Annotated in this window: 18 protein-coding genes; 10 read left to right on the forward strand and 8 right to left on the reverse strand. The window is 73.4% G+C overall.

The window, feature by feature from the left end; all coding sequences use genetic code 11:
• Nucleotides 1–56: 56 nt before the first annotated feature.
• A complete protein-coding gene (locus OG730_RS38925) occupies nucleotides 57–539 on the reverse strand; it encodes a hypothetical protein (protein WP_327308717.1) in 483 nt (160 codons plus the stop codon).
• Between the two features lie 371 nt (nucleotides 540–910).
• Between OG730_RS38925 and OG730_RS38930 the strand changes: the two genes are divergently transcribed.
• Both OG730_RS38930 and OG730_RS38935 read left to right on the forward strand, forming a co-directional pair.
• A complete protein-coding gene (locus OG730_RS38930; protein WP_327308718.1) occupies nucleotides 911–2,161 on the forward strand; it encodes an MFS transporter in 1,251 nt (416 codons plus the stop codon).
• Nucleotides 2,158–2,316 (forward strand): hypothetical protein, encoded by a 159-nt coding sequence (locus OG730_RS38935; RefSeq protein ID WP_327308719.1) that lies wholly within the window; start codon nucleotides 2,158–2,160, stop codon nucleotides 2,314–2,316. The genes OG730_RS38930 and OG730_RS38935 overlap by 4 nt, the downstream gene beginning before the upstream one ends.
• 111 nt (nucleotides 2,317–2,427) lie before the next feature.
• On the opposite strand, the gene OG730_RS38940 is transcribed toward OG730_RS38935, so the two are convergent.
• Nucleotides 2,428–3,450 (reverse strand): LysR family transcriptional regulator, encoded by a 1,023-nt coding sequence (locus OG730_RS38940; protein WP_327308720.1) that lies wholly within the window; start codon nucleotides 3,448–3,450, stop codon nucleotides 2,428–2,430.
• A gap of 71 nt (nucleotides 3,451–3,521) precedes the next feature.
• Between OG730_RS38940 and OG730_RS38945 the strand changes: the two genes are divergently transcribed.
• Nucleotides 3,522–4,391, forward strand: coding sequence for a Rossmann-fold NAD(P)-binding domain-containing protein (locus tag OG730_RS38945; protein WP_327308721.1), 870 nt, complete (start codon nucleotides 3,522–3,524; stop codon nucleotides 4,389–4,391).
• Here the strand turns inward: OG730_RS38945 and OG730_RS38950 are convergent.
• Complete coding sequence (locus OG730_RS38950) at nucleotides 4,388–5,134, reverse strand: GntR family transcriptional regulator (protein WP_327308722.1); 747 nt, start codon at nucleotides 5,132–5,134, stop codon at nucleotides 4,388–4,390. The genes OG730_RS38945 and OG730_RS38950 overlap by 4 nt on opposite strands.
• Nucleotides 5,135–5,399: 265 nt before the next feature.
• On the opposite strand from OG730_RS38950, the gene OG730_RS38955 reads away from it, so the two are divergent.
• The 5 genes from OG730_RS38955 to OG730_RS38975 are packed head-to-tail and all read left to right on the forward strand — an operon-like array spanning nucleotide 5,400 to nucleotide 10,309.
• A complete protein-coding gene (locus tag OG730_RS38955) occupies nucleotides 5,400–6,566 on the forward strand; it encodes an ABC transporter substrate-binding protein (protein WP_442815150.1) in 1,167 nt (388 codons plus the stop codon).
• Complete coding sequence (locus OG730_RS38960) at nucleotides 6,566–7,474, forward strand: ABC transporter permease (protein ID WP_266875171.1); 909 nt, start codon at nucleotides 6,566–6,568, stop codon at nucleotides 7,472–7,474. The genes OG730_RS38955 and OG730_RS38960 overlap by 1 nt, the downstream gene beginning before the upstream one ends.
• On the forward strand, nucleotides 7,462–8,475 hold the full coding sequence (locus tag OG730_RS38965; RefSeq protein ID WP_327308723.1) for an ABC transporter permease: 1,014 nt from the start codon (nucleotides 7,462–7,464) through the stop codon (nucleotides 8,473–8,475). Before OG730_RS38960 ends, OG730_RS38965 begins: the two co-directional genes overlap by 13 nt.
• Before the next feature lie 5 nt (nucleotides 8,476–8,480).
• On the forward strand, nucleotides 8,481–9,647 hold the full coding sequence (locus tag OG730_RS38970; RefSeq protein WP_327308724.1) for an ABC transporter ATP-binding protein: 1,167 nt from the start codon (nucleotides 8,481–8,483) through the stop codon (nucleotides 9,645–9,647).
• On the forward strand, nucleotides 9,644–10,309 hold the full coding sequence (locus OG730_RS38975; RefSeq protein ID WP_327308725.1) for an HAD family hydrolase: 666 nt from the start codon (nucleotides 9,644–9,646) through the stop codon (nucleotides 10,307–10,309). The genes OG730_RS38970 and OG730_RS38975 overlap by 4 nt, the downstream gene beginning before the upstream one ends.
• 380 nt (nucleotides 10,310–10,689) lie before the next feature.
• Here OG730_RS38975 and OG730_RS38980 read toward each other — a convergent pair whose 3' ends face one another.
• Complete coding sequence (locus OG730_RS38980) at nucleotides 10,690–11,181, reverse strand: hypothetical protein (RefSeq protein WP_327308726.1); 492 nt, start codon at nucleotides 11,179–11,181, stop codon at nucleotides 10,690–10,692.
• Between the two features lie 64 nt (nucleotides 11,182–11,245).
• Nucleotides 11,246–11,632 (reverse strand): cupin domain-containing protein, encoded by a 387-nt coding sequence (locus OG730_RS38985; protein WP_327308727.1) that lies wholly within the window; start codon nucleotides 11,630–11,632, stop codon nucleotides 11,246–11,248.
• 172 nt (nucleotides 11,633–11,804) lie between these two features.
• Between OG730_RS38985 and OG730_RS38990 the strand changes: the two genes are divergently transcribed.
• Entirely contained in the window at nucleotides 11,805–12,584 is a 780-nt protein-coding gene (locus OG730_RS38990; RefSeq protein WP_327308728.1) for a GntR family transcriptional regulator, read from the forward strand.
• Nucleotides 12,585–12,622: 38 nt separating this feature from the next.
• Here the strand turns inward: OG730_RS38990 and OG730_RS38995 are convergent, their stop codons facing one another.
• Together OG730_RS38995 and tmpA are read right to left on the reverse strand one after the other, a co-directional pair.
• Entirely contained in the window at nucleotides 12,623–13,225 is a 603-nt protein-coding gene (locus OG730_RS38995; protein ID WP_327308729.1) for a phosphonate degradation HD-domain oxygenase, read from the reverse strand.
• Nucleotides 13,222–14,346, reverse strand: a complete 1,125-nt coding sequence (gene tmpA / locus OG730_RS39000) for a 2-trimethylaminoethylphosphonate dioxygenase (RefSeq protein ID WP_327308730.1) — start codon at nucleotides 14,344–14,346, stop codon at nucleotides 13,222–13,224. Before tmpA ends, OG730_RS38995 begins: the two co-directional genes overlap by 4 nt.
• A gap of 229 nt (nucleotides 14,347–14,575) precedes the next feature.
• Here tmpA and OG730_RS39005 point away from each other — a divergent pair, with 229 nt between their 5' ends.
• Entirely contained in the window at nucleotides 14,576–15,739 is a 1,164-nt protein-coding gene (locus OG730_RS39005) for a DUF2330 domain-containing protein (RefSeq protein ID WP_327308731.1), read from the forward strand.
• Here the strand turns inward: OG730_RS39005 and OG730_RS39010 are convergent.
• Complete coding sequence (locus tag OG730_RS39010; RefSeq protein WP_327308732.1) at nucleotides 15,736–16,467, reverse strand: phosphatase PAP2 family protein; 732 nt, start codon at nucleotides 16,465–16,467, stop codon at nucleotides 15,736–15,738. The genes OG730_RS39005 and OG730_RS39010 overlap by 4 nt on opposite strands.
• Nucleotides 16,468–16,654: the final 187 nt, after the last annotated feature.

Below are 16,654 nucleotides of genomic sequence, written 5' to 3' on the forward strand. Positions count from 1 at the left end.
AGCGCGTGCGCGGGATCGGCCGGCCAGCGGCCGAGCGGGGTTCGGGCGGGGGCGACTCAGGCGAGCGCGACGCCCGGATCGCGGCGCAGGTCGACGCGGCGGGACCGGTCGAAGGCGGCGCCGGGGGTGAGGTACGCGGCGAGGCCGGGGCCGGGATCGCCCGCGGCGAGCTCGCGGGCCACGAGGTCGAGGTCGGCGGCGATGAAGCTGTTGAGGAGCGCGAACAGCGCGCTCTCGCCGTTCATCCGGCCGTCATGGTCCTCGCCGCTGCCCCCGAAGACGCCGAGCAGCGTGTCGCGCACGGCGGAGAGCGCGTAGGCACCGCCGTAGACGACGTGCTGCCAGCCGTATCCGGGCTCGACCGGGACGGACCGCAGCGGATGCCCGGCCTCCCAGGGCATGGGCCCGTCGGGCTCGGCCGCGTAGACCCGATCCCGGACGGACAGGGCGGGCACCTTCTGCGGGCTGAACAACTCCACCGCCCGCCAGTACCCGACGACCCCGCTCCGCCGCCGACGCTCGTCCCCCAGCCGCGTCACGCCCGCTCCCGTCGTCGGTGATCGCTACCGCGAACCTTACGGGGATCATGACGGCGGGTCAGGCGGTTGGGCGGTCCGGGACCGACAGCGCGGGCCCGCGCTGCGCCGGGGCGGAGCACTTGTCCACCAACGGCAACGCACACGTACGGTCGCCGCTGTCCGAAGTGGCAGGGACATCCCGACATCCCGATCCCATCGGATGGCGCACCCCAGGGCCCTCGATCCCGGCCTCGTCCAGGACGAGGTTCTGCCGGGTGGTCGACCGCCGGTCGGTCGAGACCCGCTCGTAGACCGGGTTCTCCACCGACGGCCCCGCACGCGATCTTGGTGCGACTGCTGCCGGATCAGCGGCCGCTGTTAACCTGCCGACCATGATCAAGGGCGGCCTGGCAGGCCGAATAGGCCGGATGGCGGGGGACAGCAGGCCGGAGCGCGTGCTGATCGCCGCCAGTTTCACCAACCGGGTCGGCAACGGTCTGTTCAACGCGGCGTCGGCGCTCTATTTCACCTTGGTCGTGGGGCTGCCCGCGGTGCAGGTCGGCGCCGCGCTCACCATCGCCGGAGTGATCGGCCTGGGCGCGGGGATACCAGGCGGGCAACTGGCCGACCGGCGTGGGGCGCGCACGATCATGATGCTGGCCCTCGCGGTCCAGGCGGTGTCGATGGCGGCGCTCGTTCTCGTCGAGAGCTGGGCCGCGCTCACGGTCATCGCGACGGTCGACCAGATCGCCGCGGCGGCCGGTGGGGCGGCGTGGGGCGCGCTGGTGGTCCGGGTCGGGGGTGAGCGCCCGGCCTTGTTCCGGGCCAAGCTGCGTACCTTCGTCAATCTGGGCGTCGTCCTGGGGACGGTGGGCGCCGGGCTGGCGCTGGCCGCCGACACCCGCGGCGCCTATGTCACGCTGATCCTCGGCAACGCGGCGAGCTTCGCCCTGTGCGCGGTGCTTCTGCTCCTGCTGCCCCGCTATCCGGTACTGGCAGCGCCGTCCCGGCAGCGGCGCTGGCCCGTCTTCGCGGATCGTCCCTTCTTGGCGTTCACCGCCCTCTACGGGGCCATGGGACTGCAGTACCCGGTGGTCTCCCTGCTCCTGCCGATCTGGATCTCGGAGCACACCGAAGCGCCGCGCTGGACGGTGGCCGCGCTGTTCGCCGTCAACTCCCTCTTCTGCGTGCTGACGCAGACCAGGATCGGCTCGCGGATCGAGACTCCGTACGACGGCGGCCGGGCGTTTCGCACGGCGGGGCTGCTCTTCCTCCTCAGCTGCCCGATGATGGCGCTGGCGGCGTACACCCCGGTCTGGGCCGCGGCGGGACTGGTCCTGGCCGCGATCTTCGTCCACAGCCTGGGAGAGGTCTGGGAGTCCTCGGCGGGCTTCGCCCTGGGCTTCGGTCTTGCCCCCGATCACGCCCAGGGCCAGTACCAGGGTGTCCTCGGTCTCGGCTTCAGCACGGGCCAGGCTCTCGCCCCCGCGATCCTCACCACGGTGGTGCTCGGCCTCGGCACGACGGGCTGGCTGCTGCTGGCGGTGTTCTTCGCGGCACTGGGCGCTGTCGGCCCGTCCCTCGCCCGCTGGGGCACGCGGACCCGCCCGCGGCGGGGCGTCGCCGCGGAAGTGACGGGATGACCGGCGAGCAGGTGCCGGAAGCCTTGGTATTCGGCGGAGTCCCGGATCTCCCACGCGTGCTCGTACGCCGTCTTCGGCCGCTCGGTGTACTCGCCCTCGTCGACGAGGCGGAGCTGCCGCGCTTCGTCCAGCGCCGCTTCACCATCGGCTACTGACCCCCACGAACGGACCAAGGCGGCACCGAGTTGCGTAGCCAACGGCGAGCGGGATGGCTGCGAGGAACACCACGCCACCTGCCAGCACCTTGACCGTGCGGGGGATCCGGATCACGGCTGGACCGCCCCCGGCACCGGTTCGGGGCCGGCTGCCGCCAGGGCCTCGGTCAGGGTCGCCGCGTAGGGATGGGGACGGCGCCGGCGGGGTGTGAGGACGCCGATGTGCCGTGCGGGGGAGGGGGGTTCGACGGGCACGACGGTTGCGCCGCGGGCCGCCCGATCGCCATCCGCGTTCCCGGCTCCGTGCGCGGCTCCGTGCCCATGCGCGTGCCGCTCCTGGTCTCCGGCCCCATCCCCGGCCGCGGTCCCGTCCGTGTCCTGCGGAGGCAGGGCGATCCGGGGGATCAGGGCCACGCCGACGCCTGCCGCGACGAGGGAGCGGGCGAAGAAGTAGTCCGTGGTGGAGGCCGCCACCCGGAGCTCGAAGCCGGCCCTTTCCGCGTACCGGCGGAGGTAGGCCTCCGTCTTCAGGCAGCCCAGTACCCAGCGGTCGGTGGCGAGTTCGGCCGGGGCGACCGACGCGCGTCCCGTGAACCGGTGCCCCGGCGGCAGGACCAGCGCCAGCGGGTCCTGGCTCAGCGGCAGCCAGTCGAGCGCGGCCCCCGGCCGGAGCGGCAGCGGTCCGTCGAAGTGGTACGTCAGCGCCAGGTCGGCGGCGCCCGAGGCCACCATGGGGACCGCGTCCTCCGGTTCCGCCTCCAGGACCGTCAGCTCCACCTCCGGATGGGCGGCCACGAAGCGGGCCAGCGCGCCCGGCAGCAGCCTCCGGCCGCCGCTCACGAAGGTGGCGACCGTCAGCCGGGGCCGCTCGGCGGTGACCCGGTCGATCTCGTGGCGCACCCGGTCGAGCTCGGCCGAGACCGCCTCCGCCGCCTCCACCAGCAGCCGCCCCGGCTCGGTGAGCGTGATCCCGCGGGTACTGCGCACGGCGACGGGATGGCCGAGGCCGCGCTCCAGCGCCGCGATGTGCTGGGAGACGGCCGAGGGCGTCAGGAGCAGCGCCCCGGCGGCCTTGTTGAAACTGCCGTGCTCGGCCACGGCGCGCAGGATGCGCAGCCGCTGCACATCGATCATCAGTTTCCCTTACGACGTGAACAGCATTCCGGTAGTTCCACTGGGGACCGTACAGCGGCAGAGTCCCGGACATGAACAAGATTCTCGTCATCGGCGGAAGCCGGTACTTCGGAAAGCACCTGGTCACCCTGGAGCGGGACGCCGGCAACGAGGTGACGGTCCTCAACCGGGGATCCGCCGCCCCGCCCCGGGGAGTCGGCCACCTGATCGCCGACCGGGAGGACGAAGCGGGACTCCGCGCGGCGCTGGGGGAGCGCTCCTTCGACGTGGTCTTCGACCAGGTCTGCTACACGCCCCGGCAGGCGGAGATCGCCCGCCGGGTCTTCGCCGGCCGCACCGGGCGGTACGTGATGACCTCGACGATGGAGGTCCACGACCCCGCGCCGCCCACGCCCGAAGCGCGTGCCTACGCCGAGGGCAAGCGGCGGGCCGAGGAGGTCCTGGGGGCGGAGCCCGGCTTCGGCCACGTCGCCGTGCGCACCGCGCACGTACTCGGCGGCGGCCGGGCGGAGTTCACCGGCCGCCTCGCGCACTACGTGGAGCGGATCGGCGCCGGGATCCCGGTGGCGGTGCACAAGGCCCCGTACCCCACCTCCTTCATCCACCACCACGAGATCGCCCGGTTCCTCCACTGGGCGGGGCAGCTGGACTTCACCGGGCCGGTGAACGCCGCCTCGCACGGGGAGCTGGACGTGCTCGGGCTGTCCGAGGCCGTCGCCGAGCGGGTCGGCCGGGCGCCAGTCCTGCGGACCGTCCCGGCCGGGGCCGAGGCCTCGCCGTTCTCCTTCGACCGTGCCTACGCGATGGACAACGGCCGGGCCGCCGCGCTGGGCTTCCGCTTCGGGCGGCTCGCGGACTGGCTCCCCGAAGCCGTCGCCGAGAGCGCTGCCGAGAGCGTCGCCGCGTCGCTCTCACACTCCCTGCAGCCCCTACACCCCTAGCGGTCCCCGGCCCGGCGCTCCAAGGGCGTTGCTACTGCCGAGTTGTTCACACTGAAGGTGACGCTGCCCGCCCGGTATCGGTCGTCGGACCACTCGATGGGGCGGCCCGTACGGGTCGCGGAGACGTGTCGCTGGCGCAAAAGAGGGCTCCCGCGACGGATTTCCAGCAGCCGGGCGTCCTCGCTGCCGGCGGGAAGGGCGTCGATGAGGTGCTCGCCGTAGTGGGCGACGATGCCGGAGTCGTTCGCCAGCCCGTCCATCACCGAGCGGCAGTCCTCGGGCATCCGCTCGACCGCCGCCGCCACCCAGTCGGCGTAGGCGGTCCGTTCGACCATCGTCGGCTCCCCGTCGAGCAGCCGGAGCCGCAGGACGGCGAGGATCTCCGTGCCGGGCGGCAGGGCCAGCCGGTCCGCCTCCTCGGCGGTCGCCGGGCGGCGGGTGCGCGACAGGAAGCGGCTCGCGGCCTGGTGGCCGACCCCCTCGGCCCATTGGGCGAAGCTGTTGAGCTCGCCGAAGCTGTGCTTGCGTTCGTGGCGCAGGACGATCCTGCGGGCCCCCTGCCGCGAGCCGATCAGTCCCTCGGCGGCGAGCGTCGCCACGGCCTGGCGGACGGTGCCGCGGGAGGCCGACCAGCGCGCCGCCAGATCGCTCTCCGAGGGCAGTTGGGCGCCCACCGGGTACTGGCCGGACAGGATCGACCGGCGCAGGGCCTCGGCGATCTCCAGATACCGCACCGCAGCCATGCTGTCCCCTTCCCCCTCGTGTGGATGTGCCCCGGACGGGCGCGCCGTCCGTCGGCCGCCCGCTTCCCAGCCTAGGCCGCACCGGCCGTGAAGATCATCATGAGGGTCGTACGTCCCGTTCGGATCCGGCCATTCCCGGTCTTCGTCGAGTCGTGCACCGCGCGACAGCCGCCGTTCACCGGCCGTACAGGGACCCAGGGCGAACTGGAGTCAACTTGTTCAGACAAGTGAACCCCTGCCTTGGACCCAGTCTCCGGGAGAGACCGTGCTCAGTTCCACCGCCCGTCGCGGTACGGCCGCCGTCCTGCTCAGCGCCGCCGTCCTCACCGTGCTCAGCGCGTGCGGCGCCGCACCCGACAAGACCGCCGCCGGCGCAGACGGCAAGAACAAGACCCAGCCCGGCGCCGCCACCTCGGTCGCCGACTTCGGCGGCCTGGAAGGTCTCGTCGCGGCCGCCGAGAAGGAGGGCGAGCTGAACGTCATCGCGCTGCCCGCCGACTGGGCGAACTACGGCGAGATCCAGAAGGCGTTCGCGGCGAAGTACCCCAAGGTCAAGATCAAGGCCGAGAACCCGGACGCCTCCAGCGCCGACGAGATCGCCGCGGTCAAGTCCCGCAAGGGCCAGACCCGCGCCCCCGACGTCCTGGACCTCGGCATCGCCTTCGCCCGCAGCGGCGCCGCCGAGAACCTCTTCGCCCCGTACAAGGTCACCGCCTGGGACCAGATCCCCGCCGCCCAGAAGGACGCGGACGCCCGCTGGTACAACGACTACGGCGGCTACGTCTCCATCGGCTGCGACGCCGCCCGCATCCCGAACTGCCCGCAGTCCTTCGCCGACCTGGCCAAGCCCGAGTACAAGGGCAAGGTCGCCCTCAACGGCAACCCGACCAAGTCCGGCTCCGCCTTCGGCGGCGTCTACGCGGCGGCCCTCGCCAACAAGGGCTCCTTCGCGGACATCCAGCCCGGCATCGACTTCTTCGGCCGGCTGAAGAAGAGCGGCAACTTCATCCCCGTCGAGTCCACCCCGGCCACCGTCGAGAAGGGCGAGACCCCCATCTCGATCGACTGGGACTACCTGAACGCCGGCTACGCCGAGCAGTTTAAGGGCAAGGGCGTCGACTGGAAGGTGGCCATCCCCACCGACGGCGTCTACGCCCAGTACTACTCGCAGGCCATCAACAAGGACGCCCCCCACCCGGCGGCCTCCCGCCTGTGGATGGAGTTCCTGTACAGCACCGAGGGCCAGAACCTCTGGCTGAAGGGCTTCGCCCGCCCCGTGCTGCTGCCCGCCATGACCCAGGCCGGCACCGTCGACAAGGAAGCCGTCACCAAGCTCCCGCAGGTCCAGGGCACCCCGGCCTTCCCGGCCTCCACGGAGCTGGACAAGGCCAAGGCCACCCTCGCCGAGAAGTGGGACAAGGCCCTCAGCTGATGTCCGCCTCCACCACCATCCCCCCCACGACGGGGACCGCCGGCGGCAGCACCACCCGCCGCCGGCGGCGCGGCCCGCGCACCTGGCTCGCCGCCCTCCCGCTCCTCGTCTTCACCGGACTGTGCTTCGGCGTCCCGCTGGGCGCCATCGCCTTCGGCGCGGTCACCCGTACGGACCCGGTCAGCGGCGCCACCGAAGCGACCGGCGAGCACCTGGCCCGCTCCCTCCAGGGGCCCTACCTCGGCTCGCTCATCGGCAGCGTCCAGCTCTCCGGCCTCACCGCACTCGTGGCCGGCGTGCTCGGCGTCCTCATCGCGCAGGCCGTCGTCACCTCCCCCTCCCGCGCCCTGCGCGGAGCGACGCTGACCGCCTCGGGCGTCCTCGCCAACTTCGGCGGCGTCCCGCTCGCCTTCGCGTTCATCGCCACGGTCGGGATCTCCGGTGTCGTCACCCAGCTCGCCGACCTGACCGGCCTCGGCTGGAACCTGTACTCCTTCACCGGCCTCACCGTGGTCTACCTCTACTTCCTGACCCCGCTCATGGTGCTGGTGACCGTCCCCGCGCTGGACGGACTGCGCCCGCAGTGGCGCGAGGCCGCCCAGAACAACGGGGCGAGCGGATGGCAGTTCTGGCGCCACGTCGGCCTGCCCGTCCTCGCACCCTCCCTGCTCGGCGGGTTCGTGCTGCTCTTCGGCACGGCCTTCGCCGCGCACGCCACGGCCGCCGCCCTCGTCGGCGGCTCCGTCCCGCTGGTCACGCTCAAGATCGCGGACGCCCTGTCCGGGAACGTGCTGACCGGCCAGGAGAACGTGGCCCTGGCCCTCGGCCTCGACATGATCGTGATCGCCGGCCTGGTCATGGCGGTCTACCTGCCCCTCCAGCGACGGAGCGCCCGATGGCTGCGATGACCCCGACGCCCGCCCCGAACGACGGGGCGGCCCCGACCGCCGCTCCGGGCGCCGCTCCGGCCCCCGCGGACCGGGACGGGCAGCGGGACCGGCAGGAGACCGGGGTGCCGGCCCCGGCCCGTGCACCGCGCCGGTTCCGCTCCGGCTCCCGGCCCCGGGTGTGGCGCGGAGCCGTGCTCGCGCTCGCGGGCGCGTACTTCCTGCTCCCGCTCCTGGCCTCCTTCGTGTTCACCGTGCACGTCCCCGGCCAGGGCGTCAGCTTCGAGGCGTACACCCAACTGCTCGGCGCCGAAGGGTTCACCCGGAGCCTGCTGCTCTCCCTGGGCCTCGCCGCCGCGACCATCACCGCCTCGCTGCTCCTCGCCGTGCCGGCCCTGGTGGCCGTACGCATCGGCTCGCCGCGGCTGCGCCCGGTCGTGGAGGTGATGTGCATGATGCCGCTGGTCGTACCGCCGATCGCCCTGGTCACCGGTATCACCACGGTGCTGCGCTGGGGTCCCGAGCACCTCTCCCGGACCCCGCTCTACCAGACCTTCCTCGCCGTGCAGAACCCGGACTTCCCCCTCGTCCTCGTCCTCGCGTACACGGTGCTCGCACTGCCCTTCGTCTACCGCTCCCTCGACGCGGGCCTGCGGGCCGTCGACGTACCGACCCTGGTCGAGGCGGCCCGCAGCTGTGGCGCGAGCTGGCCCTACGTGGTCCTGCGCGTGATCCTGCCGAACCTGCGGACCGCCCTCGCCGGAGCCGCCTTCCTCACGCTGGCCCTGGTCCTCGGCGAGTTCACGATCGCCTCGCTGCTCGGCTTCCAGCCCTTCGCCGTGTGGATCGTGTCCATCTCCGGAGCGCACGCCCGGATGTCGGTGGCCGTCTCCGTCCTCAGCCTCCTCATCACCTGGTTGCTGCTGCTCCTCCTCTCCCGGGCGGGGACCGCCCCGGCTACCGTGTCTCCCGGGACCACGCGTCACTCCCGTACCTCCCGCACCTCCGGCAAGGAGTCCTGACCCGCATGTCCCTCACCCTTCCCGAGGCCAGGAAGTCCGCGGATAGCGAAGCGGCACCCGGCGGAGCGCGCGTCGAATTCCGCGGCCTGCGCCGGGCGTTCGGCTCCACCGTCGCCCTCGACGGACTCGACCTCACCATCGAGCCCGGCGAACTCGTCGCCCTGCTCGGCCCGTCGGGCTGCGGAAAGACCACCGCGCTGCGCGTCGTCGCCGGCTTCGAACAGCCCGACTCCGGCGAAGTCCTCCTCGACGGGCAGGACATCACGCGGATCCCGGCCAACCGCCGTGACGCCGGCATGGTGTTCCAGTCGTACAGCCTCTTCCCGAACCTCAGCGCCCGCGACAACGTGGCCTTCGGCCTGCGCGTCCGCAAGGTCGGCGCGGCCGCCCGCCGCGAGCGTGCGGCCGAACTGCTCGACCTGGTCGGCCTGCCCGACCACGGCGACCGCTACCCGCACCAGATGTCCGGCGGGCAGCAGCAGCGCGTGGCGCTCGCCCGCGCCCTCGCCCTGCGCCCCCGCGTCCTGCTGCTGGACGAGCCGCTCTCCGCGCTCGACGCGAAGGTACGGGCCGGTCTGCGCGAGGAGATCCGCCGGCTCCAGCTCTCCCTGGGCATCACCACCGTGTTCGTCACGCACGACCAGGAGGAGGCGCTGTCCATGGCCGACCGGGTCGCCGTGCTCAACGCGGGCCGCCTGGAGCAGTGCGCCGCCCCGGCCGAGCTGTACGAGCGGCCGGCGACCCCGTTCGTCGCCGAGTTCGTCGGTACCATGAACCGGCTGCCCGGACGGCTGGCCGGCTCCGGGACCGTGGAGGTGGCCGGCTCCCGGCTGCCGGTGGACGGCCCGGTGCCCTCCACCTCGGACGTCGAGGTCCTCGTACGCCCCGAGAACGTCACGGTGACGGCGGACGCGCGGGGCACGGCAACCGTCGTGTCGGCCTCCTTCTTCGGATCGGTGACCCGGCTCCACCTGGACCTGCCCGACGGCATCCGGGTCAAGGCCGACCTGCCCTCGCGCGAGGCCGGAGCACTGGTACCGGGCGCACGGGCGACCGTGGGACTGGCCGAACGTCCCGTCCTCGTCGTCGCCACGACGACCGCCGCCGCGGCTGTCGTGAACGCCTCAGCTTCGACCTCGACTTCGACCTCGACCGCAAGGGATGCCTCATGACCGGACTCGCCGCCGTCCTCTTCGACATGGACGGAACCCTCGTCGACACCGAGGTCCTGTGGTGGCAGACCACCGTGGAGATCGCCGCGGACCTGGGTCACGTACTGACCGACGCCGACGCGCCCGAGGTGGTCGGGCGGGCGGTGGAGGACACCGCCGCGCATCTCGTACGGGTCGCGGGCGCCGGGGACGTGCGGGAGGTGGCGCGGGTCCTGACCGAGAACTTCTTCGGCCGGGTCGAGGAGGGTGCCCCGATGCGGCCGGGCGCGCAGCTGCTGCTCACCGCCCTGGAAGCGGAAGGCATACCGTTCGCGCTGGTCAGCGCCTCGCCGCGGGTGGTCGTGGACTCGGTGGTGGGCGGCTCACTGGCCCACGTGCCCTTCGCCCTCACCCTGTCCGCGGACGACACGTCCCTGACGAAGCCGCACCCGGACCCCTACCGGGCCGCCGCCGCACGCCTCGGCGCGGAGCCGTGGCAGTGCGTGGCGGTCGAGGACTCCCCGGACGGCGCGGCCTCGGCGGAGGCGGCCGGCTGCGGAGTGCTGGTGGTCCCCTCCCTGCTGGAGGTCCCCGCGTCACCGGTACGCGTCTTCGCGCCCTCCCTCACGGAGGTCACCCCGGCCACCCTGAGGGCGTGCCTGGTCGCGCCGCTCGGGGTCTGACGGAGAGCCGGCAGGGCGCACGAGGCGCACACGCACAGGGCTACCCGGCCACCCGGAGGGTCGGCGGACGGCGCGTGGGAGAAGACCCCGCGGGCCGTCCGAGCCGACGCCGTGAGCGTCGACTCGACGGCTACGCCTCTTCCGGGCCACTACAGGGCGTTCTGCAGACCCGCGACCGAAGAGCTGACCAGCCCGTGCCGCTGATCCCGCGGGACCTAGGTCGTCTCTTTCGGATCTTGTCGGCCGAGTCCGCGGCGTCTGGTGCCGTGCCTGGGCGTGCTGTCGGGGCGCTCGCGTGCTGGGTGTACGTGGTCGCCTCGGCAGTGCGGCCAGGCGCGGTGCCAGGCGTCGCGGGCCCGGCAAGATCCGAAAGAGACGGCCTAGACCGCCAGGTCGAGCAGGCTCAGGATGCCCTCCGCGTAGGCGGCCGATTCGGAGCCCGGGCGCCGGGTCGCCGTATCGCGCAGCCCGGGCGCGCCGGCGCGGATGTGCGCGGCGCACTGGCCGTACAGCCCGGCCTCGTACGAGGAACCGTCGTCCTCGGCGCCGAGGAGGCGCAGCAGTGCCCACAGCAGGGCCTCGCGGGTCGACTGGCGGGGCGGGCCGGCGGCCCAGACGGCCATCAGGACCCCGCACACCGCCGGGGCGGGCGGTCGCAGCACGCCGGTGTGGAAGGCGTGGCCCTCCAGGGCGCGGAACGCGGCCGGGTGTCCCTCGGCCGCGTCCCACAACGTGTCCGGGAGGTGACCGAGATGACCGGCCGGGCGGCCGCAGCCGCAGTCGATGGAGCTCCAGTCGTGCCGGGCGATCTCCCGGGCCACCGCGTCGGGCACCAGCGGACTGGTGCGGGGCTGCTTATCCGTCGTTCTCACGCGAGAAGTATGGGATCAGGCCGGTGGCCAGTAAAGAGCGGCCCGCCCGAAGCGGACCGGCGCGTCAGCCGCCGTGCCCCTGGCAGCCGCAGCCCTTCGCCGCGGCGCGCGGCAGGCCCCGCGTGAACTCGCTCTGTGAGAACACCGCCAGGACCGTCGCCGGCTCCGTGCCGTGGTTGACCAGGGTGATCTCCTTGCCCGCCGGCAGCATCGCGAAGCTGCCCGGGGACACCGTCTCGGCGCCGCACCCGCACGAGGCCTCCACCGTCCCGAAGACGCCCGTGAGCAGCAGTTCGGACGCCCCGTGCGCGTGGGCCGGGATCGTCCCGCCGGCCGGCACCTGGATCCGGACGGCCGCGAGCTCGCGGAACGGACCGCCCTCGGGGTCGAGGCGCACCACGGGGCCGACGGACGTCGTGTCGGGGGTGGTGTCGATGATCATGCCGAACATGGGTGGTTCCTCTGCGCGTTGGTGCGCGGCTCCCGCCGCGCGGGCCGGTGCACGGCCACCGGTCCTTCCGGTCACGCCTCGAATTTAGATGACAGGCATCATTTCAATACCGGGTGGCACGTCCTGACCTCCCGGGCCTTTCGCCCCGTCCGGGCCATGGCAGGCTGGCCCCGTGAACGAGGCACCGCGCGACCCGGCACCCAGGACACCGCTCTATCTGAAGGTCGCCGGGGACCTGCGGACCGCCATCGCCGCGGGCGAGTACGGATCCGGCGCGCGGCTGCCCGCCGAGGACGAGCTCGCCCGCCGCTACGGAGTCTCCAGGGGTACGGTGCGCCAGGCCCTCGCCGCCCTGCGGACCGACGGGCTGATCACCTCGCGCCGGGGCACCCGCCGGGTCGTCCTCGGCGGCGGCGCGGGGGAGGCCGGGGGAGTCGCGGAGCTCCGAAGCTTCACCCGCTGGGCCCGCTCGCTCGGCGAGGAACCCGGAGGGCGGACCGTGGCCGTGGACCGCGGCGAGGCCGACGCCGAGGAGGCGGAGCACCTGCGGATCGCGGCGGGCGCCCCCGTGTACCGGGTCCTGCGGCTGCGCACCCTGTCCGGCGCCCCGGTGATGGTGGAGCGCACGACGTACCCGGAGCCGGTCGGCGCACTGGTCGCGGACATGCCGCCGGACACGGTCTCGTACTCCGAGCGGCTCGCCCGGCACGGAGTCCTCTTCGCCGACGCCCACCACACCATCGACATCGCGGTGGCCGACGCCGACGACGCCCGGCTGCTGGGTTGCCCGGCGGGCGAGGCCCTGTTGCGCGAGCGGCGCCGGTCCACCGACCCGGCCGGCGTCCCGGTGGAGTGGTCGCAGGACCGCTATCTGCCGGGGACGGTGGCCTTCACCGTGCACACCACCGCCGCCAGCGCGCTGGGCCGCCTGCTCGGACCGCTGAGCCCCTGATCGGGCGTTTGAGCAGGTTTTCGATCGGGTTCCGCTGATCAAGCGTTCTTGATCAGCAGGGCCTCCAGCAGCGGCCGGAAGTGGTCGAAGTCCGGGGTGGCCAGCTCGGGGTCCTTGGCCTGCTCGTCCCAGCGCCGCACGGCCACCGCGTCGGCCGCCCCGGGGAGCCCCTCGAACGCGCGCGCCTGCTCGGCGGTCATCGGGCCGCCCTGGACGCGCAGGGTGTGTACGGAGGCTTCGGAGAGCAGGTCGAAGTAGCCCGGCTCGGCCGTGCACAGGTAGCGCTTGGCGGCCACGTGCAGCCGGACCGGCTCGGTGACCTCCGGCCCGAACCAGCGGGCCAGCCAGTCGGCCCCGGTGTGGCTGTGCCGGTTGTCCTGCCCGCCCTCCATCAGATCGCGGCCGGTCACGGTGCCGTGGAAGTGCCCGATGTCGTGCAGCAGCGCGGCCGCCACCAGGTGGGCGGGGGCCCCGGCGGCCTCGGCGAGGGCCCCGGCCTGGAGCATGTGCCCGGCCTGGGTGACGGCCTCGCCGAAGTACTCGGCGCTGCCCTCGCCCTCGAAGAGCCGGGCGAGGGCCTCGACGGCGCCGGAGGCGGAGGGGCCGGTGTCGACGCCGCCCGTGGTGTCGTGGGCGTTCACGCGGCGGCTCCTTCGCGGCGCAGGACGGCAAGGGTGGAGAGCAGCCCGTCGAGATCGGCGTACGTGCCCTGGAGGTGGCGTCCCCCCGATTCGGAGAAGGCGGTACGGGCGTGCAGCAGACGGGTGTTGTCGAAGACCACGCAGTCGCCGGGCGCGAGCCGGAAGTCGAGCCGCAGCTCCGGCCGTTCCAGCAGCCCGCCGAAGAGCCGGTAGGCCGCGTAGAACTCCTCCAGCACGCCGGCGGGCTGGTGCAGCGTGGAGATGGAGCGGTTGTTGAAGCGGACCTCGCGGATCCGCCCGAGCGGGTCCACATCGATCAGCGGCCGGTGGGCCCGCAGTTCGCAGTGCGCGTCGGCGAAGGCGAACTCCACCGGCACGCGGGTCAGCACCTCGAAGGCCTCCGGATCCCGCTCGCGCAGCAGCGCGGCGGCGTGGAAGCCGTCGACCAGCCCGGAGTCCCCGCCCGCCGCCTCGTTGCGCAGACAGTGCAGCAGTTGGAGGGTCGGTACGGGATCCCGGTAGGGGTTGTCGGTGTGCGGGGTGATCAACGCACCGGTGAAGGCCAGGTTGTTGGGGTCGGCTTCCACGCGGACCTCGAAGAGCTCCCCGTAGTTGGTCTCGCGGACGAAGCCGAAGGTGCGGGCCACGTCCAGGACCATCCGGTCCCGGCACGGAACGTCCCGCAGGAGGGCGAAGCCCAGCCGGGCCACGCTGTCGAGGACCTCTTCCCGGACCGCGCGGGAGCTGATGTACGCGTCCCATCCGGCCTGCGGGATCCGTCCGTCCAGGTCCGCCGCCGCCCACAGCTCCTTGTCCGCCTCGGTCCGCCCGTCCCCGGCCGCGCGGTACGCCGCTCCGTCCGGGCCGTGGGCCTCGAGCCACCCGGCCGGGTACACGGAGCGGTGGCCGTCCGGCCGCCACGTCACCTCCCAGCCGGGCCCGCCGTCGGGGGCCGGCGCTTCGCGCACCGCGCCGACGGCCAGGCCCGCGGGCAATTCGGTGATCTGGAACAGCTTCTGGCCGGTGCGCGGGTCGCGGCACTCGGCGCAGGGGCAGTTGTCGCGCAGCCAGGGCGCGGGCGGGCGGGTGATCGCCGGTACGGACATCGTGGCTCCTGCCATGCTCGGAAAAGTTGTATGTACAACTCTGGGGTGCCCGCAGCGTGGCAGGAGGAGGTGACCGGCAGATGGCGGGCAGGTGACCGGAACCGGATCGCGGCGCCGGCCGTCTGAGACCGGGGCGGACGGGTCCGCATGCCTCGTACGGGGCGGTCCCGTGGGCGGCTGTGGCTGTGGCTGTGACTGTGACAGCGGCTGTGGATGTGACTGGGCGAGGAGCGTGGGGGAGACGGTGCGGACGGCAAGGGTGCGGGCGGCAAGGGTGCGGGCGCTGACGGTGCGGACGGCCGCGTGGATCAGGCGGAGGGCCGGGCTCCTGCTCTTCGCCCTGCTCGCGACCCAGTTGGGGTCCCTCGTCAGCCCGGCCTACGCCTGCGGCTGCGGGGCGATGGTCCCCGACGGCACCTCGCGGATTGGAGTCTCACGGGAGGCCTCCGTGGTCCGCTGGGACGGCAGGACCGAGCAGGTGGCCATGCGGTTCACGGTCGGCGGCGATGCCAAGCGGGCCGCCTGGATCATGCCGGTGCCCGGTCGGGCCACGGTGCGCCTCGGCGACGCCATGCTGTTCTCGCGGCTGGTGGACCTGACCGGGCCCGAGTACCGCACCCGCGGCCACTTCTGGCCCCGGCGCGGGGACTGGCCCCTCGACGGCGGCCGGGGTGACGCGGCCGGAGCGGCTCCTCCCCGCAGCGGTGAGCCACAGGTCGGCGTCATCGGCCGCGAGCGGCTCGGCGACTTCGACGTGGCCCGCCTGACCGCGACCGACCCCGGGGCGCTGGGCGACTGGCTGAAGGCCAACGGCTTCGAACTCCCCGACCGGCTCTCCGCCGAGCTGAAGCCGTACGTGGACCAGCGGTGGGAGTACGTCGCCGTGCGCCTCGCCCCCCGGGAGCCCGGCGCCACCCTGAGCGGCACCCTGGACCCGCTGCTGATCCGCTTCGACAGCGACCGGCTCGTCTACCCGATGCGGCTGTCCCGGCTGGCCTCCACCGCCCAGTCCCTGGGCCTGTACGTCCTGGCGGAGCACCGGATGGAACCCGTCTCCGCGATCGGCGGCAACGCGCCCGAGGTGACCTTCGCCGGACGGATCACCCCGACAGGGCCCGTCGCCGCGTTCGCGGGCGCGGAGCCGGTGTTCCTGACGGCGATCGACCAGAGCTTCCCCGTCCCGTCCCGGATCGACGGCGACCACGAACTGCGCGCCGCCGCCGGGGACGCCCCGTACCGCAGGGTCGAGTACACCGGCGAACTGCTCACGGCCGGAGGCGTCCCGGTCTGGATCCTCACGCTCGGGGGCGTGCTGGTGATCGCCGGCGCGGCGGCCGTGCTGACCGTGCTGCGGCTGCGCCGAGGCCGGACGACAGCCGTGCGGGCCACCGGCGCGGAGGCCGCCTAGCGGACCCCGCGCTCCGCGTGCCGTTCGGCCTCCCGGGCCAGCGCGGGGGCGCAGAGCCACCAGGCGACCAGGCCGGCGCCGACGCCGGCCACCGCCCCGGCGGCGGTGTCGCTGAGCCAGTGGGCGTGCAGCCAGGTGCGGCTCCACATCATGGCCGCGATGAACACCGCGCCGCCGATCCACCACGCCCGGCGCCGGGCGGCGGGAACGAGGATCGCGCCGACGATGACGACCAGGAGCGCCGCACCCGCCGCGTGGCCGGAGGGGAAGGAGCCGTGGTCGACCCGGACCAGCGGGTTCTCCGGTCGAGGCCGGTCCACCAGGTGCTTGAGGCCCTGTACGACGAGCATGTTTCCGGCCATGTAGACGACGAAGAGGAATCCCGCCGACACCCAGCGCCGCCGGACGAGCAGGAAGAGCAGCAGGGCCAGCGGGACGACGGCGCCCGCCGGGCCCCCGAACCAGTTCAGCAGTGCGGCGACCACGGAGGGGATCCCGTCGTGCGGTCCGCCCATCCAGGACAGCCAGCGGTCGTCGAGCCCCTGGAAGGGCGGCCGCTTCACGTCCCCGCGTACGACGAGCGCGAGCGCGGCGGCGGATCCGAGCAGCGCGACGCCGAAGACGAGGGTGCCGGTGCGCCTGCCGCCCCGGTCGGGAGCGGTCGCGGTCGCGGGTGCCGGTGCCGGTGCGACGGCCTCGAGGGGTGGGCCGACGGGGATCGTGGACATGGCTGTGCTGCCTCTCGCGGCGGGTGGAGAAGGAGGGGGAGGTGAGGGGAACGAGCGGAGAATGTGGCCGGTTCAGGCTGGCCACATCTCGTGCTTACACGTGTAATCAAGGAATGTAGCCATGCCCTCTCCGCACCACAAGCCCCTCACGGCCAGCGGCTCGGCCGTCCTGCGGGCGGGCAGCTCG

It is taken from the genome of Streptomyces sp. NBC_01298, from assembly GCF_035978755.1.
GTDB lineage: Bacteria > Actinomycetota > Actinomycetes > Streptomycetales > Streptomycetaceae > Streptomyces.